The sequence below is a fragment of the Ruegeria sp. SATB027 genome (genome assembly GCF_059613825.1).
In genome coordinates, this window is sequence record NZ_JBXWTH010000028.1 from 29,806 (window position 1) to 54,143 (window position 24,338).

The window sequence follows — 24,338 nt, forward strand, 5'->3', positions numbered from 1 at the left end:
TCATAGCATTGATTGTTTGTGACCCGAGTTCTAGCCTGTGCGGGCAACCGACATCAGGTCTGGCTTGCATAACAAACAATTCATAGATCGGAGACATGCAGTTGAAACGATTTCTTGCACTGGGCGCGGCAGTTGGTCTTTTGACTTCAACCGCTGCGTGGGCTGACACATTCCAACGCTATGGAGAGGTTGAAGGCTGGAAAGTCTTCATCGACAATGAAAAGAAATCCTGCCTGATCGAGGCCGTCGATGATGCGGAAAACGTCGTTCAGATGGGCCTGACCGAAGATCGCGGTGTGGGATATGTCGGCGTGTTCACCAAGGCTGAAACCGATATCAAACGTGGCGAGACACAAGAAGTTGCCATCCTGCTGGGCGACAACATCTATCTGGGTGAAGCGACCGGCATGAAGGGTAACATCACCAAAGGCTATTCCGGTGGATATGTCCTGTCGGACAGCCCTCAGTTCGCGGATGATCTGGCTAAGAAAAAGGTCATGATCGTTTTCCCTGAGACAACATATGCCTTCACGGTCGATCTGACAGGCACTTACAAAGCCATGGAGATGGCCCGCAAGTGCAATGAAGAACAGCTGTCGTAAGCTGCTAGTCGGAAAGCGCGGCCATCAGCCGCGCTTTCTGCCCCTGGTCGTCGGGTTCTGAAATCGCTGCGGCCAAGTCTTCGAGTGAGGCAATCGAATGCCCTGCGCGAAAACTGTCAACATGCGGCAGCATCGCGGCAACCCCTTGCGCCCTGGGCGCAAACCCGTCCCAACGCAACAAGGGATTCAGCCAGATCAGGCGTTTTGAGGACAGGTGCAAACGCTCAATCTCTTTCCTAAGGAGCTCGGGATCACCTCGCTCGAGCCCGTCGGTGATCAGCAGAACAACCGCCCCTTGCCCCATCACCCGGCGTGACCAGTCCCGATTGAATTGATGCAGGCACTCGCCGATACGAGTGCCGCCCTCCCAATCCTGCGCCTCAGCCCCTGCGGCGGCAAGTGCCGCGTCTACATCCCGTTGGTGCAGGTGGCGCGTTATGTTGGTCAGGCGTGTGCCGAATGTGAAGGCATGGACCTTGGCCCAACCCGCTCCCTTGGTGTTCGATACCGTGTGCAGGAAATGCAGGATGATCCGACTGTACTGGCTCATCGAGCCGGAAATATCGCAAAGTGCGACAAGATTTGGCCAGCGCGGTTTGGGTTGTAGTCTGGCAATATCGCGCAACTCACCCCCTTGCCGCATGGCCGCGCGCAAGGTGCGGGTACGGTCGATGCGGTGCCCCAGATGGCTGGTCTGCCCGCGGCGTGATTCAATTGGCTTTACTGGCAGTGTCATCCGCGCCAATACACGCTTGGCCTGCGCGATTTCGGCCGTGCTCATCTGCTCGAAGTCCAGATTGCGCAGCCGCTCCTCGGACGATGCAGTCTGGGTTGCGTCGATTTCGATCTCGGTTTCGTCTTCCTCTTGCCCGGCAGCGTCCGGCAGATCACGCTCAACCCCGTCCAGCAGCGCCTCAGCTGCGCGCTTTTCACCGGCATCGGCCTTGCGTTCTTCCTGAACGCCGCGAATTGCAGGAAGCATCATCGCCATCATGTGTTCCATGTAACGCGGATCTCGCCAGTACATTCGGAAGACTTGCGCGAAAACCACGCGGTGTTCCGGGCGGTTCACGAAACAGGCGTGTAAGGTCCAGTAGAAATCCTGTTTCTCGGAAAAACCTGCCGCCTGCACGGCACGAATTGCGTCGATCACACGACCGGGTCCGATTGGCAGCCCAGCCTTTCTGAGTGCGCGGGCAAAATGGGTGATGTTGTGCGCCAGCTTTGGGTTGTCCGGGATATCCAACGGAAGTTGTTCGGCCATCAGACGTTATGGGGGCTCTGCCCCCATACCCCCGGAGTATTTGGAAAAAGGTGAAACATCAAACCGGTTCGAGCGTCGCCTTGGCCTCGTCGAGGATGCGTTTTGCCTCGGACCCCTGAAGTTTTTGAATGTCGTCCTGATATTTGAGGATCGCACCCAGCGTATCCCCGATTACCTCGGGGCTCAGGTTCATCACATCCAGCGCCAACAGGCATTTCGCCCAGTCAATGGTCTCGGCCACGCCAGGTTTTTTGAACAGATCCTCGGTGCGCAAACGTTGAACGAAGGCTACAACCTCGCGACTGAGTGCTTCCGCGGCTTCAGGCGCACGGGCATGCAGGATTTCGATCTCACGCTCGAAGTTCGGGTAATCGACCCAGTGATAGAGGCAACGGCGCTTGAGCGCGTCGTGCACCTCCCGCGTCCGGTTCGAGGTGACGATCACGATGGGCGGTTCGGGGGCTTTTATCGTGCCAAGTTCGGGGATGGTGACTTGAAAGTCACTAAGCGCTTCAAGCAGAAACGCTTCAAACGGCTCATCGGTCCGGTCCAGTTCGTCGATCAGCAGAACTGGCGCTCCGTTTTCGTCCGGGCGCATTGCCTGCAGCAAGGGGCGTTCGATCAGGTATTCGTCCGAGAACAGTTCAGTCTGCAACGCGCCCCGGTCGGCCCCACCTGCGGCCTCGGCCGTTCGGATCGCGACCATCTGAGCCGGAAAGTTCCATTCGTAAACGGCAGAAGACGCATCCAGACCTTCGTAGCATTGCAGACGGATCAGGCGCCGGTTCAACCCGGATGCCAGAGCCTTGGCGATCTCTGTCTTTCCCACCCCTGCCTCGCCTTCCAGAAACAACGGGCGTCCAAGTTTCAGCGACAGGAACACAACCGTCGCAAGGGCGCGACCGCAGACATAGCCCTGACGACCCAGCATCTGCTGCACGGCATCGATGGAAACTGGCTGTGTCATGGAACCCCTCTCTGCTTTAGGGATAAACAGGTCATGCAACCGTCTGGCCGTCAAGGCCTCAACCTTGGTCAGAGCTACGACGTTCAGGTCGGTTGACAAGATTTTCTTTGTGGCTTGCGCGGACGCAGTTGGTCTTTCGCAACAGCTATGCTAGCGGAAGGCCATGACCGACACCCTTACGCTCCGCCGCCCCGACGACTGGCACCTGCATCTGCGCGATGGCGCGATGCTACAGGCCGTCCTGCCCGAAACCGCGCGCCATTTCGCCCGTGCGATCATTATGCCGAACCTGGTGCCGCCGGTTGTGCGCGGCGACCAGGCCGCCGCCTATCGAGACCGCATTCTGGCGGCCCTGCCCGACGGTATGACGTTCGAACCGCTGATGACCCTGTATCTGACCGAGGATACAGATGCCGAAGATGTCGCTGCAGCCAATGCCAGTGGTCTGATCAAGGCCGTCAAACTGTATCCTGCCGGGGCTACGACCAACTCTGCCTCGGGTGTGCGCGATTTCGACAAAGTGCGCCCGGTGCTTGAGAAGATGGCCGAAATCGGCTTGCCCATGTGCGTACATGGCGAGGTGACGGATCCCGAGATCGACATATTTGACCGCGAAGCCGTGTTCATCGACCGTGTTCTGGATCCGATCCGCAGATCGACACCTGGCCTGCGTGTGGTGATGGAACATATCACCACGTCAAATGGTGTGGATTATGTCAAAGCCAACGCGGTTGATCTGGGTGCAACGATCACGGCGCATCACCTGATTATCAACCGCAACCATATCCTGATTGGTGGCATCAAACCGCATTACTATTGCCTTCCTGTTGCCAAGCGAGAGGAACACCGTCTGGCCCTGCTATCCGCCGCAACATCGGGCGATGCGCGGTTTTTTCTGGGCACAGACAGCGCCCCGCACACGGATTCCAACAAGGAAATGGCTTGCGGCTGTGCCGGTTGTTTCACAGCGACCAACACCATGTCTTTGGTCGCCGAAATGTTTGACCGGGAAGATGCTTTGGACAAGCTGGAAGGCTTTGTGTCGCTCAACGGGCCAGGTTTCTATCGCTTGCCGGTGAACCAGGATATGATCACCCTGACCAAGGGTGAGCCCGTTTCGTATCCCTCAAAGATTGACACAGGCGATGGACCGGTCACTGTGTTTGACCCGGGCTTTCCGTTGCACTGGCGCGTGGCTTAACCCGCCATTCGTTCGGCCAGATCGCGGGCACGCCCCCCGGTGCGCAGCATCGACCAGATCGTGTCCGCCTCATCCGCGCCGATCAGCTTGGTCGCTTTGTCGCGCAGGCGGTCCTCGCGGTCAGACAGCGACATTGGGTTCAGCAGATCATGCGTTGCTTCGCGGCGAATGCCATCGCGACGCAACAGGGACAGATGCGCCTGCGTTTCTGACAGGCTGTCATCTGCCTCGACCGTGATGCGGTCGCGCAAAGACGTAACACGCAGGTCAAGGCAGACCTTGTCAGTGAAACTGCCAGGCAAAGCCGTATCATATCCCAGCGCCTGCATCGCGATCACTGTCCGATAGGAAAACTTGGCTCCCAGTCCGGTTGTCGGTGACAGCTGATTGCACACACTCATCCAGCGCGGATGCGTTTTTATCTGGATCTCGGCGACCTCCGGTTCTGCTATGTCCAACTCCCGCGCGGCTTCCAGCGCGGCGTGAAGACCGTTGCAACAGGCGTGAAACTTGTGGCTGACCGTTTCAAACAGCCATTCATCGCCCAACCCATCCAGAGCAGTTTGGTCTGCTGCGCCTTGATGCGTTGCGCCAAACCCATAAGGACCTTCCAGCGCGTCGGCGTTGGCCTGAAAACCACGCTGCACCAGCAAGGCTGTCTCGACCCCTGCCGAAGCGGCAAGTCCGGCGTTATAAGGCTTGCCCATGGTTCCGAACTGCGCCTTCAGCCCCGCCGCACGCGTTGCCGTCAGACCCAGAACCATTCGCATCTGGTTTGCGTTAAACCCCAGCAAACGACCAACAGCAACTGCCGCCCCGAAGGCACCGGATGTTGCCGTCTGATGAAACCCTGCCTGATAGTGGCCGCGTCCCAGCCACAAGCCAATTCGGATTGAAGTTTCCATACCCACCAAAGCGGCTTCGAGCATGTCGACTAGAATACGGTCATCCCATTCGGCCACAGCAAGGGCTGCGGGCAAAATGGCGACGGAAGGATGCCCGATATGGGCGAAATGCGTGTCATCGTAATCCAGCGCGTGGGACACCGTGCCATTGACCAACGCCGCACCACGCAGCGGTGCAGAGTCGCCGCCAAAGAGATGCGCCTGAGGGTTCCCGCCCTCGGACAGTATCATGTCGCGAACCGTGGTTGAGACAGGTTCGCGCGCGCCTGCCCGGCCCACAGCGACCCAGTCAAGAACAGATAGCGACGTGACGATTCTTGCCTGAGACGACGTCGAAACCGGGCCTGCCGCAAAAGCGGCCAATGATGCTGTAAATTCCGTCATGCGCTTAGTCTAGCGTGCGCCTGACAAGGGTAAAGACCTAGCTGTAGAGTTGTTGCGCGCGCGCCTCGAACGCGCGCACGATCCGATGCATGGCTTCGTTGAATACCACGCCGATAATCCCTTGCAGGATGGCATTCTTGAATTCGAAGTCCACATGGAACGAGACGTTGCAACCCCCATCAGGCGCGTCCTCGAACTGCCAGTCGGATTTCATGTATTTGAAGGGGCCGTCCAGGTATTCGGTGTCGATTTTCTTTTGATCCGCAAACAGGGTTACCTTGCTGCCAAATCGTTCCCGGAAAACCTTGAACGAGATGACCAGATCAGCCTCCATCACCTCAGCCTCTTCCAGCGCATAGGTCTTGCGAATGCGGGCAGCAGCACACCACGGCAGAAATTGCGGGTACTTGGCCACGTCGGCAACCAGGTCGTACATCTGCTGGGCTGTATAAGGCAGGTGGCGGGTTTCCGAATGGATAGGCATGACGTCCGGTATTTGCAGGTGACAATGGCGCGTCATGTCGTATGTTGCGCGCCAAAGATCAAGGGGGCTGCGATGACTGACCGCGCATATGTGATAGATGAGATGATCTCGGCAAAGGCCATCGCTGCTCGAATCGAGGAGCTGTGTCGCGACATTTCGGCAGAGTTCAAAGACACCGACAAGCTGGTGGTCGTGGGTCTGCTGCGCGGCAGCTTTGTATTCATCGCCGACCTTGTGCGCGAACTTGACCTTCCGATCGAAGTGGATTTCCTTGAAGCTTCTTCTTACGGAGACGCGATGGAGAGCAGCCGAGAAGTTCGTATTCTTAAAGACTTGCGCGGCGCAATTGAAGGGCGCGACGTGCTGGTTGTCGAGGATATCGTTGACACCGGCCATACGTTGAACCATGTCACCAAGTTGCTGCAAAGCCGTAACCCCGCGCGCCTGAAATCCATTGCCTTGCTGGACAAGCCGAGCCGCCGCGAAGTGGATTTCCGATCAGACTGGATCGGGTTTGAGATTCCAGACGAATTTGTCGTGGGATATGGAATTGACTACGCCCAACGCAATCGCAACCTGCCCTATATTGGCAAAGTCCGCTTTACAGACGAATAGCTGAGCGGGCAATTTACAGATCTCGTGCTCAGACCCGTTTAACAATTCAATTTCCAGAATATCATTGGACTATCATCGCCTCGTCGCTTTACCTTTCAGGAAATAGCAGGAGTATTGATGATGAAGCGGTTTTTCGCGATAGCGGGCGTCTTTTTGGCGATCGTGTCCCTTGCAGGTGCGTCTTATGCAAAAGACAACAAAGGCAAAGGGCAAGGTGCCAACAAAACCAAAGTAGAGAAATCCATTAAGTCAAACGGCAAAGCTGTTCCGCCTGGTCAAATCAAACGATACACCCGAGGTCAGAAATTGCCGAACGACCTGCGTTTTGATTATATTAACGACCTCGACAACTGGAAGCTCAAGCCACTGAAGCCGGGGCAACGGTATATTCGGGTCGACGACGAAATAATCTCGATATCGGATGATACGAAGACTGTAATAGAAGCTGTTGGAATCGTTGGCGATCTGATGAACTGAAAGCCTCGGTCCTAGCAGTCGCGGCCTAACACAGCTTCGATGGCCTTCAAAAATACCCCGGTCCCAATCGGAATAAGCGCATCCGGGAAGTCGTAGTCCGGGTTGTGCAACTGGGGATGGTCGCTCCCCGACCCCAACCAGAACATGGCGGTTTTCGCGCTTTTTCCAAACTGGCCGAAATCTTCTGAAAACCGCTGTGGCTGATCGGTCAACCTGCAAGAAACGCCCTGCTCCGTGCAGGCCTTGGACAGGATCGAAACTGCTTCCGGGTGATTGCCACAAGCCTCAAACACTTCGTCATAACTGATTTCGACCGCCAGCCCTTCGGCTTTGGCCATTTCACAGACCAACGATTCAGCGTCGCTGATCAGTTGCGCCATTCTCGCGTCCGTGACGGTGCGAAGCGTCACCCACAGCTCGGCCCGCCCCGGTGCTACTCCGACCGTGCGCTCACCCAACGCGGCATGTGTGACGGTCGTCAACGCGTAGTCGTCATTCAGATCCCCGCCGCCGCCTAACGCGGTCAAAGCAGGTATCAGGTTTGCCAGCGCACCGGCAGGTGACACCCCATCTTGCGGAGCGGATGCATGTGACGTCTTTCCGGTCAGAACGATCTGCATCCCGCGTGAGGCGCAATTGGCAGAACCGCTGCAAATTTCGACCGCCCCCAACTCCAATCCCGGTAAGTTGTGCAAAGACAACACCAGGTCGGGCGCAACCTCGGCGTATTTGGGATCAGCTCGGAAAGCGATTGCACCATGGCCGGTCTCTTCGGCTGGCTGGAAGATTAATACGACGCGGCCCTTCTTGGGGCGTTGATGATTCAACACGTCTGCCACGCCCAGAACCATTGTCATATGCCCGTCGTGGCCGCACAAATGCCCTTTGCCCGCGACCTGTGATGCATGGGAATGGTTCGCCAACTCCTGGATCGGCAGCCCATCCAGTTCGCAGCGAATGCCCAGCGTGGGACCGGGTTGGCCACTTTCGAAAACAGCAGCGATCCCGTGCCCACCTATTCCGGTCATGACATGGTCAGCACCAGCGTCGCGCAGAAATTCAGCCACCCGCGCCGCGGTTTTCTTTTCTTGTCCCGAAAGTTCGGGGTGTTGATGCAGCTCGTGGCGCAGACGAGTCAGTCGCGCGATCTGATCCGGTGTCACGCTTTTTGTAGCTTTTCTAGGCGCGCCGCGCGCAGTCGGGTGAAATCGTCACCAGCGTGATAAGAAGACCGGGTCAAAGGTGTCGCAGATACCATCAGAAAGCCTTTGCCGTATGCCGCCTTTTCGTATGACGCGAACTCGTCGGGTGTTACGAAACGATCAACGCCATGGTGTTTCGGCGTTGGTTGCAGATACTGGCCAATCGTCAGAAAATCGATATCCGCCGCGCGCATATCATCCATGACCTGGCGCACCTGCTGTTCGTTTTCGCCAAGCCCAACCATGATGCCAGACTTGGTAAAGATCGACGGATCAAGTTCTTTCACCCGCTGCAAAAGACGCAGGGAATGGAAGTACCGCGCACCAGGGCGAACCTCGGGGTACAGACTCGGTACGGTTTCCAGATTGTGATTGAAGACATCCGGCTTTGCCTGGACCACAATTTCCAGAACATCCGCATCGCATTTCAGAAAATCGGGCGTCAGAATCTCGATCGTGGTTTTGGGAGAGCGCTGCCGCACCGCGCGGATGGTCTGCGCAAAATGCTCGGCTCCACCATCGCTCAGATCATCCCGGTCAACCGAGGTGATAACCACATGGTTCAGGCCAAGTTTTTCGACTGCATGTGCCACCCGGCCGGGTTCAAAGGCGTCAAGGTCGTCTGGGCGACCGGTAGCGATATTGCAGAATGTGCATCCACGGGTACAAATCTCGCCCATGATCATCATGGTGGCGTGACCCTGACTCCAGCATTCGCCGACATTGGGGCATCCTGCCTCTTCGCAGACGGTGACCAGATTGTTGTCGCGCATGATCCGGCGCGTATCTGCATAACCTTTGCCGCCGGGTGCCTTGACCCTGATCCAGTTCGGTTTCTTGGGTTGCGCATTATCCGGGCGGTGCGCTTTTTCCGGGTGGCGCTGTTCGGGGATCTTCAGATCTCGCACGGGCAATATTCCTGACTTTGGGTCAATCTTGTCGCTCATAACATAGACAGATGCGCAGTGTTACACCAGCGGCGCATAGCCGCTATGCAACGCCGCCGTGCATGAACTAGAACACGATTCCAATTTCCCGTTTTACCGCATGTTTTCAATGCCTAATGAGAAGAGATTATTAGTTCAATATGCGGCGTTTCGTCGATTGAAGGTAGTTTAGAACTGTTTTAAGTCACAACAAAATCACAAGTGAATCACAGGAGCTTGACCATGAAATCCGGCGCAATTCTGCCCAACGTGACCTTTCACACCCGTGTCCGTGATGACTCAATCGAAGGACCAAACCCATTCCGTTGGGAAGACAAGTCCACCGCTGACTATTTTGCAGGAAAACGCGTGATCCTGTTCTCGTTGCCCGGCGCGTTCACGCCCACCTGCTCGACATTTCAACTGCCCGGCTTTGAAAACGGGTATAGCGATTTCATTGCCCGGGGTGTCGATGAAATCTACTGCATGTCTGTCAACGACAGCTTTGTGATGAACAAATGGGCACAAGATCAGGGCCTGACCAACGTAAAGGTCATTCCGGATGGATCGGGCGAGTTCACCCGCAAAATGGGTATGTTGGTTGACAAGGACAATCTGGGCTTTGGTATGCGGTCATGGCGCTATGCGGCCATCGTAAACGACGGTGTTGTCGAAGCCTGGTTCGAAGAACCTGGCCTGATGGATAACTGCCCCGAAGATCCCTATGGCGTGTCTTCGCCCGAAAACCTGATGAAACATCTTCAGGCGACGGCAGAGCCCGAACTGGCCTGAGTATTAACAAGACGAAAAAAGGCCCGTTATGACGGGCCTTTTTTGTGCCTTCAGCCAATCATGCGGTCGCGTTCAGCCTGATCCTGATAGTGGCGTTTCAGCCGCTGTAATGCGATCCGCAGAACAATCTTGCCGGATCGTGCAGACCAGCCCATACGCTTTTCCGCCAGTTCCAACCCTTCGAGATAGCAACAACACCGCAGGGCAACGTCACTTAGTCCGGGGCCAAGATCAGACAAGGCCCGCGCCACGCGGTCCCGCGCATCAGATGACCCCTTTCCTCCGTGGCTTTCACTGTCATAACAGCCACGGCCACCAGCCGTTAGAAACCGGTCCCAGTTCTGTGAAACCTGTGGGCCAATCTGCGCCAATTCGAAATCTTCGCGCAAACGCTCCCCGGCGCTGACAAGCGATTCATCTAGAAAAGGCTTGCCATCGCGGTCACGCCTGCGTGCAAGGGCAACCAACGGGCTTTCCGTGGCGCTATAGCGAATGCGCTTGATCCGGTCGGCCGCCCCGGCCGACTTCTTAGACTGAAACAACGACTGGGCTTCGGCAAATCCAAATTCAGTCCCCACCCGCGCCTTGTTTTCCGCTTTCGCAATCAGGTGGCTCAGGGCCGTTCGGCCAGCTGCAGAAATCCGATACCGTGAAATACGACCGGGGTTATCGCAGGAAATCCAGTCCTTTAAGGCCAGAGCCTGAGCGATCTCGCAATCGACGACCGCGGTTCTGGTCGCTCCGGCGTTGCCAGTGTCGCGAACGACTACCGCTTTGTCCATTTCTTCAGCCACGGCAAGAACCGAACCGGTTTCACTCAGGCGGCGCAAAATGCGCAATGCTTCTCTTTCGAACGCTTCTTCCTGGGCAGCTTCATCCGCGACCACGACCGCGTCGCCTGCGTCGTCGGACATGGAAAAATGTGTTTCTGCCAGCGATTGCAAAGCAGCATCCACCAATGGATCGTCACGGCGCATCTCGATACGCCGGATTTGCCGGAGGATGGTTGACGCATGGCAGCCTGCCGATCTCGCGATATCGCGGATCGAGCGTCCGGTTTCGGTATGAGCAAGGTATCTTTGCGCCCCCTCTGGAACCCATGCCGGAATGGTGAAAGCCATGTTGTTTTCCATGATTATTTGCCCTCGTCGACAAAACAAAATGTCACTTTTCGCCCTCGGATTGCGGGTTAACCAAATCTAACTAGAGGTCCATTTGTTACTCGTTCGTTAACCTCACGAGGCACGAACCAGATTTGATTCAAAAAGATAAACAGTCGTGAAACCATCGTTCGGAGAGGCTGTCACGCAGGCAACACCCGCTTAGGTTGTGCATTTAATGGTCCCGTAAACCTTCAGACACAGGACACATAAGATGCAGGACCTGATGACAATGATCTCAACGCTTCACCGCCCACGCATGTTGGCAAGAGCCGCCAATTTCGGAGCGAGAGAGTACAACCGGGACAGGCATCTGCAACGTATTCTGGGATACGGATCATTGCCGGGTTCAGGTCAGGCCCTGCTGCGACTGATGGAGATGGAAAAAGAGGTAAATGAACTGCGCAAAGAAGAAGATGCCGCATACTCTCTGGTCCGGCATCTCGACATTCTTATCGCGCTGTTGGGTGAGGCGCGGCTGTATCAGGCCAGCCGCGCCCCGGTCCTTCAGTAATCAGGAGAACGCATCCGGCATGGAGGCCTTTTTCTCGGCGATATAGGCTTCCAGCGCTGCGGCTGTATCCGGTTCCATATGCGGTTGCTGGTAATTAGCAAGCAGGTGTTCAACCCGCGCAGAGGCCAGAGCCCGCGTATCACGCGCGCCTTCTTCCTGCCAGGTTTCATATGGCTTGTAGTCCAGCAGATCGGACTTCCAGAACGATTCCTTGAAGTTCGCCTGCGTGTGGGCACATCCTAGGTAATGCCCGCCCGGGCCAACTTCCCGGATCGCATCCATGGCCTGCGCGTTTTCGTCATAGGCCACGCCCTTGGCCAGCGAATGCAAAACACCCAACTGGTCGGCATCCATAACGAATTTCTCGAAGTCGGCCACCAGGCCGCCTTCCAGCCAGCCGCAGGCATGCAACATGAAGTTCACGCCAGCCAACAGTCCCATATTCAGCGAGTTCGCTGTTTCATAAGCCGCCTGCGCATCCGGAAGTTTCGAGCCACAGAACGATCCTGCGGACCGATAGGGCAAGTTCAGACGCCGCGCCAGTTGACCCGCGCCATAGGTGATATGCGCAGCTTCTGGTGTTCCAAAGGTCGGTGCACCTGAATTCATGTCGATCGAAGTCACGAATGCACCAAAGATCGCGGGTGCACCGGGACGGACGATCTGGCTGTACGCCACACCGGCAAGAACCTCGGCCAGAACCTGTGTCAAAGTACCGGCTACCGAGACCGGCGCCATCGCGCCGCCCACAATAAAGGGCGAGATGATGCAGGCCTGATTGTTACGTGCATAGACTTCCAGCGAGCCCATCATCACATCGTCGAATGTCATCGGCGAGTTGATGTTGGTCAGCGACGTCATCACCGTGTTTTGCTGAACGAACTCCTTGCCGAACAGGATTTCGCACATTTCGACCGAATCCTGCGCCCGGCTGGGATCGGTCACAGAACCCATGAAAGGCTTGTCCGACAGGGTCATGTGCGCCTTCAACATGTCCAGATGGCGCTTGTTCACCGGAATGTCGGTCGGCTCACACACAGTACCGCCCGAATGGTGCAACCACTTGGACATATAGGCGAGTTTCACGAACTTGTTGAAGTCGTCCATCGTCGCGTATCGGCGGCCGCCCTGTGCATCGCGCACGAAAGGAGGGCCGTAAACCGGGGCCAGAACCATGTTTCGACCACCGATTACGACCGATTTCTCGGGGTTGCGGGCATGTTGGGTAAACTCGCTGGGCGCAGTTTTGATCAGCTCACGAGCCAGGCCACGCGGAATGCGCACGCGTTCACCGTCGATATCCGCGCCAGCGTCGCGCCAGCGTTCCAGAGCGGCAGGGTTATCAACAAAGTTAACACCGATCTCTTCCAACACGGTTTCCGCATTGTTTTCGATGATCTCCAGTGCCTCTTCATTGAGGATTTCGAAGTTCGGAATGTTGCGTTCGATGTATTTCGCGGTCTCGATACGAACTGCAGTCCGCTCGGCACGGCGGGCAGCGCCACCGCCACCTCTCGCCCTGCGCCGGGTGTTTGCCTCGGTCATGAGAAGATCCCGTGTTGTTGGTTAGATTGAGCGTTTGATACAGGTTTGCCGGAACGCAAGCATAGGGATTGCGGCACGTTGGGGGAAAAAGCGACATTGCCGTTCTGCAATCCCGCCAACGGGCTGCAATTGGGGATAATCGGATTTTGGAAAGTGCGGCCCAATTGTTACCGCGCCTGCCTACTTCGGATCACGAACGGCAGGAAACACGAGTGCCGAAGGCCTGTGTGGCGATCTTCATCGAATCCCGCGCCGGAATCGGACCTCGCTCTTGCGAAATGTGCAGGCTTGCCCTAAGGCGCTGACATGACCCAGACATCCCACGACCGCCTTCTGATCATCGACTTCGGCAGCCAGGTTACGCAGCTTATTGCCCGCCGCCTGCGCGAACTGAATGTCTATTGCGAAATTCACCCTTACCAGAATGTCACGATGGATTTCGTGCGGGAAATGGCCCCGCGCGCCGTGATCTTCTCGGGCGGGCCGGACAGTGTGACGCGCGAAGGGTCGCCCCGTGCTCCGCAAGAGATTTTTGACTACGGCGTGCCGATTCTGGGCATCTGTTATGGCCAGCAAGTGATGATGCACCAGCTTGGCGGCAAGGTCGAAAGTGGCCATGGCACCGCCGAGTTCGGTCGGGCTTTTGTCACGCCAAAAGACGAACTGGAAATTCTGAAGGGCTGGTTTGACGACGGGGATGAACAGGTCTGGATGAGCCACGGTGACCACGTCAGTGAAATCGCGCCGGGATTTCAGGTCTTTGGCACATCGCCCAACGCGCCCTTTGCGATCACAGCCGATCCAGCGCGCCATTTCTATGCCGTGCAGTTCCACCCCGAGGTGCACCACACGCCCAAGGGCGCGAAGCTGTACGAGAACTTCGTCAAGCTGGCCGGTTTCAAGGGCGACTGGACCATGGGGGCCTATCGCGAAGAGATGATCCGCAAGATCCGCGAGCAGGTTGGTGACAAGAAGGTCATCTGCGGTTTGTCGGGCGGCGTTGACAGCTCGGTCGCGGCGATCCTGATCCACGAGGCGATTGGAGACCAGTTGACCTGCGTCTTCGTTGACCACGGGCTGTTGCGCAAGAACGAGGCGACAGAAGTCGTCGGCATGTTCCGCGACAACTACAATATCCAACTGATCCACGCGGACGAATCCGAACTGTTCCTTGGCGAGCTTGAAGGGCAAAGCGACCCGGAGACCAAACGCAAGATCATCGGCAAACTGTTCATCGACGTGTTCCAGAAACACGCCGATACCATTGAAGGGGCCGAGTTCCTGGCCCAGGGAACGCTTTATCCGGATGTAATCGAATCGGTGTCATTTTCGGGCGGTCCTTCTGTAACCATCAAATCGCACCACAATGTCGGTGGCTTGCCGGAAAAGATGGGCCTGAAACTGGTCGAACCCCTGCGAGAGCTGTTCAAGGATGAGGTTCGCGCGCTTGGCCGTGAACTTGGCCTTCCGCAGAGTTTCATCGGGCGTCACCCCTTCCCCGGGCCCGGTCTGGCAATCCGCTGCCCCGGCGAGATCACACGTGAAAAACTGGGTATTTTGCGGGAAGCCGATGCGATCTATATCGACCAGATCCGTAAACACGGCCTCTATGACGACATCTGGCAGGCTTTTGTCGCCATCTTGCCAGTGCGCACGGTAGGCGTCATGGGTGATGGACGCACCTATGACTACGCCTGTGCGCTGCGGGCCGTCACATCTGTCGATGGCATGACCGCAGACTACTACCCGTTCAGCCATGAGTTCCTGGGCGAAACGGCAACGCGGATCATCAATGAGGTTAAGGGCATCAACCGTTGCACCTATGACATCACATCGAAACCACCCGGCACCATCGAGTGGGAATAACCGGTGGGTGTCTGCGTAAAACTTAACTGATTGAGCTGCAAAACGTCCTTCTCGTTCAAGCCTTTGTTCGGGGCAGTCATCTATACGACCTTGAATCTGGTGCACCTTCGACGTTTGAATGGCCGGGCAAACCTAGCCTGCTTATCATAAGCTCTTGGCCTTGCGGTCTTTTGGCCGCGCGGCTACGCGACGAACCTGAGGGACGCCCGAAATGAGCCATGCGCAGAAAGACGTGTTGAAGGCCGGTCTATGGATGACAGGTGCGATCGCCTCATTCTCATCCATGGCGGTTGCAGGGCGTGAGCTGAGTTCTGCGCATGATACCTTTGAAATCATGATGTATCGCAGCATCGTGGGGTTCGTTGTTGTTGCAACAGTCCTGACTTTAACGCGCAACTGGCAGCAGGTTTCAGCCGAACGGCTGGGATTGCATGCTTTACGAAACACCTTACACTTTACAGGGCAAAATCTCTGGTTCTACGCCGTGGCAGTGGCTCCTTTGGCACAGGTTTTCGCGCTGGAGTTCACTCAACCGCTTTGGGTGATCCTGCTTTCGCCGCTGTTTCTGAACGAACGGTTGACCCCGCTCAAGTTGATTGCGGCGCTAATTGGGTTTTCAGGGGTTCTGATCGTCACACGCCCAGGCGCTGCCCCCCTGAGCCCCGGCTTAATAACAGCAGCGGCATCAGCGGTTTTCTTTGCGTTTACAACGATTACCACCAAGAAGCTTACGCGATTTGCCAGTATTGGGTGTATCGTTTTCTGGCTGACCGCAATGCAAGCGGTCCTTGGGGCCACAGCCGCTGGCATCGACGGTCAGATTGTGCTTCCGACAATGCAAACCGCGCCCTACTTGATTCTGGTTGGGTTGGCGGGTTTGCTGGCGCATTTTTGCATTACCAATGCCCTGTCTATCGCCCCGGCAACCGTCGTCATTCCCTTTGATTTTGCACGCCTTCCGACAATCGCGGTGATCGGAATGATCCTCTATCACGAGCCCATCGACCATTGGGTGCTGATCGGCGCCGCCATCATCTTTGCAGGCATTTTCCTGAACATCTGGTCCGAAAATCGTAACAGTTTAGCAACAGTTCAGAACTGTAGTGGCAACAAGTAACGCACCGTCACCAGTTGACCTTAAACTAACTGAAAAGAAAGTATCGCGCATTACACACGAGTAGGCGCTGGACTCACTCAATTCTTCGCCAGGCAAATACTCGAAAAAGTTCGGGAGGACAGAATGAAAACAACACTACTCGCAACGTGCGCTTTGTGCGTTGGAGCAACGGCTGGTTTTGCAGGCGGCCTGGACCGCAGCGGTCAGGGTATCAACCTGATCTTTGAAGAAGGCTCTGCAGTTCAGTTTCGGTTGGGGTATACCGACCCAAGCGTGACCGGTACGATGCCAGACGTTTTTGGCACAAATGGTGGCCAACCCGTTGATTCAGGTGAAGTTGCGAACGACTTTTTTACACCGCACTTGGGGTACAAAACGGCGCTTACAGAAAAGCTTGATTTCGCCATCATGTATGATCAGCCCTTCGGTGCCGATATTCAGTACGCGAGCACGTATCCCCTGTCTATCAACCCAATTCCCGGCGGTCGAACCGACAGCCTGAGGGCGACAGCGGATACAGATGCCATCACAGCGCTGCTGCGCTACAAATTCGATGGCGGGTTCAGTGCGATCGGTGGTATTCGCGCGCAGCGCGTCAAGGCCTCGATAACTGTTCCCATTACCGCAGGCTATCAGGTGGATACCAGCGCTGATACCGCATTTGGGTATGTTGTTGGTGTCGCCTGGGAAAAACCCGAAATCGCAGCACGTGTATCGCTGACTTACAACTCCAAGATCAGCCACGACCTTTCGCAGACAGAATCGCTCAATCCGCCTCCTATCCCACCAATTCCGCCGGGGACTGTGGCAACGTTCAACACCACAAGTGAGATTGAAACACCGCAGTCAATCAACTTGGATTTCCAGACCGGTGTGGCGCCCAAGACATTGTTGTTTGGCTCGATCCGTTGGGTCGACTGGCCACAGCTTGTGTATAACCCGCCAAACTATCCGCCGACCACGAACCTGGTTGACTATGACGAAGCCACCTTCACCTACTCTCTGGGTTTGGGCTATCAGTTCTCGGAAGAGTTTTCTGGTGCTGTGACACTGGGCTACGAATCTTCCCAAGGTACGCCGGTGTCGAACCTCGGCCCGACAGATGGATTCTGGAGCATCGGTCTGGGTGGCACCTATTCTCTTGAGAATGCCAAAATTTCCGGTGGTGTGCGTTACACGGATATCGGAGATGCCACCGCAAATGGCGCCGGTCCGGCGGCACGTGGTACATTCACAGGCAACAGCGCCTGGAGCGTTGGTTTCCAGATCACATACGCCCTGAACTGATCTGAGTATCATATGTTCCTACAAAGCCTCGCAGTTTCTGCGGGGCTTTTTCGCATGAACCGGGTCGCCGTTGGTTAACTTCAATGAAACAGTGCCCGTATGGATGCACAAAAACACCTCTCTCTTCGCGCCTGGGCCGAGCTTTTGTTGCTTGGACTGATCTGGGGCGCTTCCTTTGTTTCCATCCGGGTCGCTCTGGACACGCTTCCCGTGATGACGTCGGTTTTGCATCGCACATTCTGGGCCATGCTTGTCTTGTGGCTGGTGACTTGGATCAAGGGGATCAAGGTGCCGCGCTCGCCCGGTATCTGGGGCGCTTTTTTGGTCATGGGGCTATTGAACAACGTCATCCCCTTTAGCCTGATGGCTTGGGGGCAGCTGTACATTGACACGGGTCTGACGGCGATCCTGAACGCGGCGACTGCGATCTTCGGCGTTCTGATTGCAGCACTGTTTTTTCGCGACGAACGATTGACAAAGACCCGGCTACTGGGTGTCTGCCTGGGCTTTCTTGGTGTCTCAATCGCGATCGGAGTGCAGAATTTCTTGAATTTCAGCCTGCAAAGCACCGCTCAGATTGCAGTGTTGACCGGAACAGTTTCCTACGCATGTGCCGCGGCTTGGGCGAGGCAAACGTTATCGCACCTTTCCCCGGTGATTGCAGCCGCCGGTATGCTGACGGCTTCGACAGTGCTGGTATTACCAATAACACTAGCAGTTGATGGAATACCCAGCCTGGCGTTACCCGCGATAACCTGGGCGGCCATCGGGTACTATGCGATTGTCGCAACGGCCGGCGCATATCTGCTTTACTATCGGGTTTTGGCAATGGCCGGCAGTGGCAATCTGATGCTGGTGACGCTTGTCATACCTCCGGTCGCAATTGTTCTGGGTGCATTGCTGCGCGACGAGTCCCTGCCTCCCAACGCCTTTTTAGGCTTTGCCGTTCTGGCGATTGGCCTTTTGGTCTTAAATCGCTCGTCCCGGCCCAATTGACGCCGTGCGCTGCCCGATTTAGCTAGGGCAAAAAGGACAGCGCAAAATGATCTACACCTCAGCCAATGACTGGCGCACCGCAAGCCGCAAGAAAGTGCTGTTCTTTGGCATGTCAGGATTAGGCAAGACCTACGTATCCAACATCCTCAGAGATTCCGGGAACTGGTTCCACTACTCGATCGATTACCGGATCGGAACGCGCTATATGGGCGAGTACATCACCGACAATGCCAAGGCCGAGGCCATGAAAGTTCCGTTCTTGCGTGAACTGCTGTTGTCGGATTCGATCTATATCGGTTCGAATATTTCATTCGCCAATCTGACACCTGTTGCTGCTTATCTGGGCAAGCCGGGAAACCCCGATCTGGGCGGCTTGGACATGCCGGAATACCGCCGCAGGCAAGAACAGTTTCGCTTGGCCGAAATTCATGCGCTGCTGGACACCGAATACTTCATCGACCGCGCCGAGCGTTTATATAAATATCCCCATTTTATCTGTGATACGGGTGGGTCGATCTGCGAATGGGTAGACCCCGAAGACCCAAGAGATCAGGTTTTGTCCGAACTCGCACGGCATACCCTCATGATCTGGCTAAAGGGTGACGAGGGTCACACGGTCGATCTTGTGCGCCGTTTCGACAAATCCCCGAAACCCATGTCCTATCAGGCCGATTTCCTGACCCGTTCCTGGACAGAGTATCTGGATCAACACGGCTGTGCCGAGACCGAGGTCAACCCCGATGATTTTGTCCGCTGGACCTATGCGCAAGCCCTGGCCCATCGTCAGCCCCGGTACGAGGCGATGGCAAAGAACTGGGGCGTGACGATTGATGCCAACGACATCGGCAAGATCCGCGATGCGGCTGATTTCGACGAGTTGATCGAACGCACCCTTGAGGCCAGTCGCAATAACGCCTAACTACCAGTTTTCCCTAATCTCTTCGAAGTCAGACACATGCCCATCAAAATCCCCTCAGATCTGCCCGCTTTCGACGTCCTGAACAAAGAGGGCGTTATGGTCATGTCCGAGGATCAGGCAATGCGTCAGGATATTCGCCCCCTGCGCATTGGGCTGCTGAATCTGATGCCGAAGAAGATCCAGACGGAAAACCAGTTCGCACGTCTGATCGGCGCAACTCCGTTGCAGATCGAACTGTCTTTGATCCGTATGACGGAACACCAGACAAAAACCACCACCGCCGAGCATATGTCCGAGTTCTACCAGCCTTTTCAGGAGGTTAAGGACAAGAAATTCGACGGCTTGATCATCACCGGTGCGCCGATTGAGCATCTGGAATTCGGTGACGTCACCTATTGGGATGAAATCAGCGAAATCTTCGACTGGACCCAGACAAACGTTCATTCAACCTTTGGCGTTTGCTGGGGCGGGATGGCGATGATCAACCATTTTCATGGTGTCCGAAAACACATGCTGGATGCCAAGGCCTTTGGCTGTTTCCGTCACCGCAACCTGAACCCTGCATCACCTTTCTTACGTGGGTTCTCTGACGATTGCGTTATCCCGGTCAGCCGCTGGACGGAAATGAAACAAGTTGAGATCGACGCCGCGCAGGGATTGACGACCCTGCTGGGCAGCGATGATGTGGGCCCTTGTCTGGTCGAGGATCCCAGCCATCGCGCGCTGTATATCTTCAACCATTTTGAATATGACAGCGACACGCTGAAACAGGAGTATGACCGCGACGTCGCCAATGACACGCCCATCAACGTACCGATCAACTACTATCCGGATGATGACCCATCCAAGACACCTCAAAACCGTTGGCGCAGCCACGCGCATCTTCTTTACGGAAACTGGATAAACGAAATCTATCAGACGACGCCTTTTGATATGAGCGAAATTGGCCGCTAAAACATTGATATCCTTTGGCCTCATCGTTCTGGGCCTTGCCGTTGTGACTGCGTGGCGCAGCGCCCGGAACGAAGCACAGGCAGAAGCGGCTTTCCCACCCGAAGGTCAGATTCTTGATGTCGACGGGATCGCCGTTCATGCGGTTGTCATGGGGAAAGGGCCAGATGTGGTCCTTCTTCACGGCTCAAGCGGCAACACCCGCGACATGACCTTTGCGCTGGCACCCATTCTGGCGGAAAACTACCGCGTCATCGTTTTTGACCGGCCCGGCCTGGGGTTTTCAGAAAGTTTCAACCCAGACGGTGAAACGATCACGGAGCAAGCGGATATCCTGCAAAAAGCTGCTGCCCAACTTGGGGCGGAAAAGCCAATCGTTGCGGGCCAAAGCTATGGCGGTTCAGTGGCACTTGCATGGGCGGTCACAAGGCCCGAGGATCTCTCGGCGCTTGTTCTGATCGCACCTGCTGCCATTCCGTGGGAAACGCCGCTGGATGGTTTTAACCAATTGGCATCTACCACGGTCGGCAACGCGCTCGCCCTGCCCCTGATCTCTTCCTTCGTGCCCGATTGGTACGTGACACGGGCATTGGACACTGTATTTGCGCCCCAATCGGCCCCCGCTGGATATGCCCAGCATTTCGGACCCGGCCTGACCATCCGGCGCAGTTCCATGCATGCAAATGCCAAGCAACGGGCCAATCTATTGGATGAGATAACCCAATTGCAGCCAAAATACGGTGAGATTTCAGTGCCAACCGAAATCGTTCACGGCACCGCCGACGACACTGTCGGCCTCGAGTGGCATTCCCAACGACTGATCCAGCAAATCCCGCAGGCCGAACTGGTCGCGTTACCGGGGATCGGTCACATGCCGCAGGTTGTCGCAGCGCCCGAGGTTGCCGCCGCAATTGATCGTGCAGCGCGGCGTGCAGGTTTGCGTTAATCCAAGCTCTAATCCATAGTCGGATATGGGTTTTATCGCGAGGTGACATATGGCCCGGACCGAAAAAGGTTCTATCGAGAAGTATTTTCAGGAAAGCGCGCCCAAAGCTGTGCGGGACGAGATCAAGAATTCGAAGAAAGGCGAAATCCTGAACCCGACCTACCCGTATAGCGAGAAGATGAAGACCAAAGACTATGAAGAGCAGATGGAACTGCTCCAGATCGAGCTGGTCAAAATGCAATCTTGGGTCAAGGACACGGCGCAACGGATCGCCATCATCTTCGAAGGCCGCGATGCCGCCGGTAAGGGCGGAACGATCAAACGGTTTCGCGAGAACCTGAACCCACGCGGCGCGCGCAATGTGGCGCTCAGCAAACCCTCAGAGACTGAACGCAGTCAATGGTACTTTCAGCGCTACATCCCTCACCTGCCTGCCGCTGGCGAGATCGTGTTCTTTGACCGCAGCTGGTACAATCGCGGCGTGGTCGAGAACGTCTTTGGTTTCTGCACCCAGGAAGAGCGCGAGCGGTTCTTTCGTCAGGTTCTGCCGCTTGAAACGGGTCTGGTCAATGATGGCATCAAACTCTTCAAGTTCTGGCTCAATGTCGGGCGGGCTGAGCAGCTGAACCGCTTTCTGGCCCGTGAAACCGACCCATTAAAGCAATGGAAACTCAGCCCGATTGACGTGGCCGGGTTGGACAAGTGGGACGAATACACACAATCGATTTCAGAAACTCTGACCCGGTCACATTCAGACGTATCTCCTTGGACAATTGTCCGGTCGGACGACAAGAAACGCGCCCGTCTTGCAGCAATCCAAACGGTTTTGCACACGCTGGACTATGATGAGAAGGACGCAAAAAGCATTGGCGACATTGATCCCCTGATCTGCGGTGGTCCGGATGTCTGGGAAGCCTAGGTTGCGTTTTCACCCTGCCCGGCCAAGGATTTCAAGGGCAAGCGTTGGACGACCGTGTGTATTTGGTCTATCCCCTTGTCTTCCAATACCTAATCAAAGAACCTGAGGCCGGGATGTCGAAACGCGGTTATCATCACGGAAACCTAAAGCAAGCCCTGATCGAGGCAGCCTTGTCCCTGATCGAAGAAAAGGGGCCGACAGGTTTTACGTTATCTGAAGCCGCCAAAACCGCTGGCGTAACACCCGCCGCTGTCTATCGCCATTTTGAAGGGCGCGAAGACCTTATCGCCGAAGCTGCACGGCAAGGGTTCGAGATGTTCGCGGACCTGATGCAATACGCTTATGACAAGGGCCAACCCTCTGCCCTTGCCGCCTTCGAGGCAACCGGGCGGGCCTATCTGGCTTTTGCGCGGAAGAACCCCGGCCATTACATCGCCATGTTCGAAAGCGGAATATCGTTGAATCGCACCCCCGAACTATCAATGGCCGCCAATCGGGCCAAATCGGTTCTTGAAAAAGCCGCCGACGACCTGTCACAACATATTCCACCTGAAAAGCGCCCGCCCGCGTCGATGTTCAGCGCACATATCTGGGCGATGAGCCATGGCGTGGTTGAATTATACGCGCGCAATACCGGAGCGACGTCACCCTTCCCCCCGGAAGACCTGCTGGAAAGCGGCATTGGTATCTACCTGCGAGGGCTGGGCCTGATCCCGCAGGACGATTGACACTTGTCAAAAAGTTCTGCTGCTTTGCGGTAAGCTCAGCCCGGACGTTACGTTGATCAGATTCATCTCGCCCATTCCCTTTATGTCAACACGTCCCAAGTCCGAGACCTGAAATTCGTCAATCAGGGCGTATTTCATCTCTTCCGGCGCAACGATTTTCATAGGATTGGCAAAAATTTGCAGTCGGGACGCGATATTTACCGCCGGACCGAAAACGTCGTAGACGTATTTCTGAATACCCACGACAGACCCGACCGCGGCCCCCATGCCCAAACCGATCCGGGCCTGCCATTTGTGCGGGTGGCTTTCGTTCCGGCGTTCGAGATAACGCAGGAAACGTACCGCGCAATGGGCCACAGCAGTCGCGTGATCGGGTGTCGGGTCAGGCATGCCTGAGACCGCAAGATATGCGTCACCTATTGTTTTGATCCTTTCACACCCGAATTGCTCAACGATCCTGTCAAACGCTGTGAAAATGTCGTTCAACTCACTCAGGGTCACTGTCGGGTCGGTCTTGGCCGCGAAATCGGTGAAACCCACAAAGTCCAGCATAACAACAGACACCTGCTTGTAGAGCTGCGGAGTGACAACACCGAAGGTTTTGAACTCTTCATAAACGGCCCGTGGCATCAGGTTCAGAAGCAGCCGTTCAACCCGTTCTTTCTCGCGCTCCAGCTCTCGCGTGTTGCGTTCGACCATGGTGGAATAGCTGTCGATCATGCTTTCCAGCTCGCGAATGCGCGTGATGTTCTGGCATTCGACAATCAGAACCTGCTCGGACAGCCCTTTGGCCAACGAAACTGCGACTGCAAAGATCAAGGTCCGCCGCTTCGGCTTGATTTGCAATTCAACCGAATATCTCAAGCCCGATTGCTTGACGTCTTCCAATTCTTTGGGATCAAGGGCGGGAAGAATGTCCGTAAGAGTACTGCCGTTCTCGGGCGTTCCAAACCACTCCGAAAACGGCCCGTTATGAAAAACGAACTGAAGATCCGAGGCGCGCACCACGGCAATGCCGACACCGATGGCGCGTAACAGCTGTTCGTTTATTGCATGAATGCTCATGCCGCGTTTCGGGCGACGATAATTGAACGCTTCCCTTCAATTGCGGCCAGCGCGGTTTTGATATCCTGATCGGACATACCATGCACGCTCAGCGCTTCGCCAAACAGCTCAGCCATCACATCAAATTCGTCATGTGAGATACTCAGATGCCTGTGTACGGCTTCGATCCTGTCATCACTGAATGACGCCGGTCCGCCGATCAGGGATGATACAAACTTCGTCTGATGATCAATCAGCCGCGGCATATCTATATCTTCAAAATAATGGCCGATGTCATCCGAATCCAACGCCATTTCATAGAAGGTCATCACGACACGGCTGATCGTTTTGAAGCCACCGTATTTATCATAAAGCGTTTGCGCCACACGAAAACCCAAGAGTTACCGAACAAAAACACTGTAATTCTATATCAGATGGACATTTTTGTTAATGTTTATGGTATTTTTTTCGTTTTCCGGCTTAACGCGCGTTCATTTTAGGAAAAGCAAAAGTGTCCGGGATGTAAA

General features: G+C 55.6%; 25 protein-coding genes. 15 read left to right on the top strand and 10 right to left on the bottom strand.

Translation table 11 applies throughout. The annotated features are described in order from the left end of the window. Nucleotides 1-95 precede the first annotated feature (95 nt). Nucleotides 96-602 carry a hypothetical protein gene (locus AC2FPW_RS05375; protein WP_496812792.1) on the top strand — a complete coding sequence of 169 codons (507 nt, stop codon included), beginning with the start codon at nt 96-98 and terminating at the stop codon, nt 600-602. Nucleotides 603-606: 4 nt separating this feature from the next. On the opposite strand, the gene AC2FPW_RS05380 is transcribed toward AC2FPW_RS05375, so the two are convergent. After that, nucleotides 607-1,866, bottom strand: a complete 1,260-nt coding sequence (locus AC2FPW_RS05380) for a vWA domain-containing protein (protein WP_496812793.1) — start codon at nt 1,864-1,866, stop codon at nt 607-609. A gap of 58 nt (nt 1,867-1,924) precedes the next feature. Next, on the bottom strand, nt 1,925-2,833 hold the full coding sequence (locus AC2FPW_RS05385) for an AAA family ATPase (RefSeq protein WP_480583993.1): 909 nt from the start codon (nt 2,831-2,833) through the stop codon (nt 1,925-1,927). Nucleotides 2,834-2,996: 163 nt separating this feature from the next. Here AC2FPW_RS05385 and pyrC point away from each other — a divergent pair, with 163 nt between their 5' ends. Continuing rightward, a complete protein-coding gene (pyrC, locus tag AC2FPW_RS05390; RefSeq protein ID WP_496812794.1) occupies nt 2,997-4,034 on the top strand; it encodes a dihydroorotase in 1,038 nt (345 codons plus the stop codon). Here the strand turns inward: pyrC and AC2FPW_RS05395 are convergent. Both AC2FPW_RS05395 and AC2FPW_RS05400 read right to left on the bottom strand, forming a co-directional pair. Beyond that, the gene (locus AC2FPW_RS05395; RefSeq protein ID WP_496812795.1) at nt 4,031-5,323 is read right to left on the bottom strand and encodes an MmgE/PrpD family protein; all 1,293 of its coding nucleotides are present in this window, start codon (nt 5,321-5,323) and stop codon (nt 4,031-4,033) included. The two genes, pyrC and AC2FPW_RS05395, sit on opposite strands and share 4 nt — an antisense overlap. A gap of 37 nt (nt 5,324-5,360) precedes the next feature. Further along, nucleotides 5,361-5,807: a type II toxin-antitoxin system RatA family toxin gene (locus AC2FPW_RS05400; RefSeq protein WP_480481682.1), complete on the bottom strand. Its 447-nt coding sequence runs from the start codon at nt 5,805-5,807 to the stop codon at nt 5,361-5,363. Nucleotides 5,808-5,879: 72 nt separating this feature from the next. Between AC2FPW_RS05400 and hpt the strand changes: the two genes are divergently transcribed. Next, nucleotides 5,880-6,422 (top strand): hypoxanthine phosphoribosyltransferase, encoded by a 543-nt coding sequence (hpt, locus tag AC2FPW_RS05405; RefSeq protein WP_267365856.1) that lies wholly within the window; start codon nt 5,880-5,882, stop codon nt 6,420-6,422. A 117-nt stretch (nt 6,423-6,539) separates the two neighbouring features. Continuing rightward, complete coding sequence (locus AC2FPW_RS05410; RefSeq protein ID WP_496812796.1) at nt 6,540-6,899, top strand: hypothetical protein; 360 nt, start codon at nt 6,540-6,542, stop codon at nt 6,897-6,899. Nucleotides 6,900-6,910: 11 nt separating this feature from the next. Here the strand turns inward: AC2FPW_RS05410 and AC2FPW_RS05415 are convergent, their stop codons facing one another. Together AC2FPW_RS05415 and lipA are read right to left on the bottom strand one after the other, a co-directional pair. Continuing rightward, nucleotides 6,911-8,062, bottom strand: a complete 1,152-nt coding sequence (locus AC2FPW_RS05415; protein ID WP_496812797.1) for an amidohydrolase — start codon at nt 8,060-8,062, stop codon at nt 6,911-6,913. Continuing rightward, the gene (lipA, locus tag AC2FPW_RS05420) at nt 8,059-9,009 is read right to left on the bottom strand and encodes a lipoyl synthase (protein ID WP_496812798.1); all 951 of its coding nucleotides are present in this window, start codon (nt 9,007-9,009) and stop codon (nt 8,059-8,061) included. Before lipA ends, AC2FPW_RS05415 begins: the two co-directional genes overlap by 4 nt. Nucleotides 9,010-9,270: 261 nt before the next feature. Here lipA and AC2FPW_RS05425 point away from each other — a divergent pair, with 261 nt between their 5' ends. Beyond that, nucleotides 9,271-9,819: a peroxiredoxin gene (locus AC2FPW_RS05425; protein WP_496812799.1), complete on the top strand. Its 549-nt coding sequence runs from the start codon at nt 9,271-9,273 to the stop codon at nt 9,817-9,819. Between the two features lie 50 nt (nt 9,820-9,869). Here AC2FPW_RS05425 and AC2FPW_RS05430 read toward each other — a convergent pair whose 3' ends face one another. Continuing rightward, nucleotides 9,870-10,952 carry a DUF6456 domain-containing protein gene (locus AC2FPW_RS05430; protein WP_496812800.1) on the bottom strand — a complete coding sequence of 361 codons (1,083 nt, stop codon included), beginning with the start codon at nt 10,950-10,952 and terminating at the stop codon, nt 9,870-9,872. A 241-nt stretch (nt 10,953-11,193) separates the two neighbouring features. Here AC2FPW_RS05430 and AC2FPW_RS05435 point away from each other — a divergent pair, with 241 nt between their 5' ends. Then, on the top strand, nt 11,194-11,493 hold the full coding sequence (locus tag AC2FPW_RS05435; protein WP_496812801.1) for a DUF6477 family protein: 300 nt from the start codon (nt 11,194-11,196) through the stop codon (nt 11,491-11,493). Here AC2FPW_RS05435 and AC2FPW_RS05440 read toward each other — a convergent pair whose 3' ends face one another. Then, nucleotides 11,494-13,038: a trimethylamine methyltransferase family protein gene (locus AC2FPW_RS05440; protein WP_267366259.1), complete on the bottom strand. Its 1,545-nt coding sequence runs from the start codon at nt 13,036-13,038 to the stop codon at nt 11,494-11,496. It lies immediately after the preceding gene. A gap of 306 nt (nt 13,039-13,344) precedes the next feature. On the opposite strand from AC2FPW_RS05440, the gene guaA reads away from it, so the two are divergent. From guaA to AC2FPW_RS05485, 9 genes are all read left to right on the top strand, one after another. Then, nucleotides 13,345-14,904, top strand: a complete 1,560-nt coding sequence (gene guaA, locus AC2FPW_RS05445; RefSeq protein ID WP_480505386.1) for a glutamine-hydrolyzing GMP synthase — start codon at nt 13,345-13,347, stop codon at nt 14,902-14,904. A 211-nt stretch (nt 14,905-15,115) separates the two neighbouring features. Beyond that, on the top strand, nt 15,116-16,021 hold the full coding sequence (locus AC2FPW_RS05450; RefSeq protein WP_480558544.1) for a DMT family transporter: 906 nt from the start codon (nt 15,116-15,118) through the stop codon (nt 16,019-16,021). Between the two features lie 123 nt (nt 16,022-16,144). Continuing rightward, nucleotides 16,145-17,308 (top strand): OmpP1/FadL family transporter, encoded by a 1,164-nt coding sequence (locus AC2FPW_RS05455; protein WP_480481189.1) that lies wholly within the window; start codon nt 16,145-16,147, stop codon nt 17,306-17,308. 99 nt (nt 17,309-17,407) lie between these two features. Then, nucleotides 17,408-18,304 carry a DMT family transporter gene (locus AC2FPW_RS05460; protein ID WP_496812802.1) on the top strand — a complete coding sequence of 299 codons (897 nt, stop codon included), beginning with the start codon at nt 17,408-17,410 and terminating at the stop codon, nt 18,302-18,304. 46 nt (nt 18,305-18,350) lie between these two features. Next, nucleotides 18,351-19,223: an ATPase gene (locus tag AC2FPW_RS05465; protein WP_480583960.1), complete on the top strand. Its 873-nt coding sequence runs from the start codon at nt 18,351-18,353 to the stop codon at nt 19,221-19,223. A gap of 36 nt (nt 19,224-19,259) precedes the next feature. Further along, the gene (gene metA / locus AC2FPW_RS05470; protein WP_496812803.1) at nt 19,260-20,177 is read left to right on the top strand and encodes a homoserine O-acetyltransferase MetA; all 918 of its coding nucleotides are present in this window, start codon (nt 19,260-19,262) and stop codon (nt 20,175-20,177) included. Beyond that, entirely contained in the window at nt 20,167-21,120 is a 954-nt protein-coding gene (locus AC2FPW_RS05475) for an alpha/beta fold hydrolase (RefSeq protein ID WP_496812804.1), read from the top strand. Before metA ends, AC2FPW_RS05475 begins: the two co-directional genes overlap by 11 nt. A gap of 49 nt (nt 21,121-21,169) precedes the next feature. Continuing rightward, nucleotides 21,170-22,039 carry a polyphosphate kinase 2 gene (ppk2, locus tag AC2FPW_RS05480; protein ID WP_496812805.1) on the top strand — a complete coding sequence of 290 codons (870 nt, stop codon included), beginning with the start codon at nt 21,170-21,172 and terminating at the stop codon, nt 22,037-22,039. Between the two features lie 113 nt (nt 22,040-22,152). After that, entirely contained in the window at nt 22,153-22,767 is a 615-nt protein-coding gene (locus tag AC2FPW_RS05485; protein ID WP_209504101.1) for a TetR/AcrR family transcriptional regulator, read from the top strand. 6 nt (nt 22,768-22,773) lie between these two features. Here AC2FPW_RS05485 and AC2FPW_RS05490 read toward each other — a convergent pair whose 3' ends face one another. Both AC2FPW_RS05490 and AC2FPW_RS05495 read right to left on the bottom strand, forming a co-directional pair. Beyond that, the gene (locus tag AC2FPW_RS05490; protein WP_209504102.1) at nt 22,774-23,832 is read right to left on the bottom strand and encodes an adenylate/guanylate cyclase domain-containing protein; all 1,059 of its coding nucleotides are present in this window, start codon (nt 23,830-23,832) and stop codon (nt 22,774-22,776) included. Continuing rightward, nucleotides 23,829-24,197, bottom strand: a complete 369-nt coding sequence (locus tag AC2FPW_RS05495) for a group I truncated hemoglobin (RefSeq protein ID WP_209596705.1) — start codon at nt 24,195-24,197, stop codon at nt 23,829-23,831. The genes AC2FPW_RS05490 and AC2FPW_RS05495 overlap by 4 nt, the downstream gene beginning before the upstream one ends. Between the last annotated feature and the right edge of the window lie 141 nt (nt 24,198-24,338).

Coding starts and splice junctions, on each gene's coding strand:
- AC2FPW_RS05375 (WP_496812792.1), top strand. CDS start 96: ATGCAGTTGAAACGATTTCTTGCACTGGGCGCGGCAGTTGGTCTTTTG.
- AC2FPW_RS05380 (WP_496812793.1), bottom strand. CDS start 1,866: ATGGCCGAACAACTTCCGTTGGATATCCCGGACAACCCAAAGCTGGCG.
- AC2FPW_RS05385 (WP_480583993.1), bottom strand. CDS start 2,833: ATGACACAGCCAGTTTCCATCGATGCCGTGCAGCAGATGCTGGGTCGT.
- pyrC (WP_496812794.1), top strand. CDS start 2,997: ATGACCGACACCCTTACGCTCCGCCGCCCCGACGACTGGCACCTGCAT.
- AC2FPW_RS05395 (WP_496812795.1), bottom strand. CDS start 5,323: ATGACGGAATTTACAGCATCATTGGCCGCTTTTGCGGCAGGCCCGGTT.
- AC2FPW_RS05400 (WP_480481682.1), bottom strand. CDS start 5,807: ATGCCTATCCATTCGGAAACCCGCCACCTGCCTTATACAGCCCAGCAG.
- hpt (WP_267365856.1), top strand. CDS start 5,880: ATGACTGACCGCGCATATGTGATAGATGAGATGATCTCGGCAAAGGCC.
- AC2FPW_RS05410 (WP_496812796.1), top strand. CDS start 6,540: ATGATGAAGCGGTTTTTCGCGATAGCGGGCGTCTTTTTGGCGATCGTG.
- AC2FPW_RS05425 (WP_496812799.1), top strand. CDS start 9,271: ATGAAATCCGGCGCAATTCTGCCCAACGTGACCTTTCACACCCGTGTC.
- AC2FPW_RS05430 (WP_496812800.1), bottom strand. CDS start 10,952: ATGGAAAACAACATGGCTTTCACCATTCCGGCATGGGTTCCAGAGGGG.
- AC2FPW_RS05435 (WP_496812801.1), top strand. CDS start 11,194: ATGCAGGACCTGATGACAATGATCTCAACGCTTCACCGCCCACGCATG.
- AC2FPW_RS05440 (WP_267366259.1), bottom strand. CDS start 13,038: ATGACCGAGGCAAACACCCGGCGCAGGGCGAGAGGTGGCGGTGGCGCT.
- guaA (WP_480505386.1), top strand. CDS start 13,345: ATGACCCAGACATCCCACGACCGCCTTCTGATCATCGACTTCGGCAGC.
- AC2FPW_RS05450 (WP_480558544.1), top strand. CDS start 15,116: ATGAGCCATGCGCAGAAAGACGTGTTGAAGGCCGGTCTATGGATGACA.
- AC2FPW_RS05455 (WP_480481189.1), top strand. CDS start 16,145: ATGAAAACAACACTACTCGCAACGTGCGCTTTGTGCGTTGGAGCAACG.
- AC2FPW_RS05460 (WP_496812802.1), top strand. CDS start 17,408: ATGGATGCACAAAAACACCTCTCTCTTCGCGCCTGGGCCGAGCTTTTG.
- AC2FPW_RS05465 (WP_480583960.1), top strand. CDS start 18,351: ATGATCTACACCTCAGCCAATGACTGGCGCACCGCAAGCCGCAAGAAA.
- metA (WP_496812803.1), top strand. CDS start 19,260: ATGCCCATCAAAATCCCCTCAGATCTGCCCGCTTTCGACGTCCTGAAC.
- ppk2 (WP_496812805.1), top strand. CDS start 21,170: ATGGCCCGGACCGAAAAAGGTTCTATCGAGAAGTATTTTCAGGAAAGC.
- AC2FPW_RS05485 (WP_209504101.1), top strand. CDS start 22,153: ATGTCGAAACGCGGTTATCATCACGGAAACCTAAAGCAAGCCCTGATC.
- AC2FPW_RS05490 (WP_209504102.1), bottom strand. CDS start 23,832: ATGAGCATTCATGCAATAAACGAACAGCTGTTACGCGCCATCGGTGTC.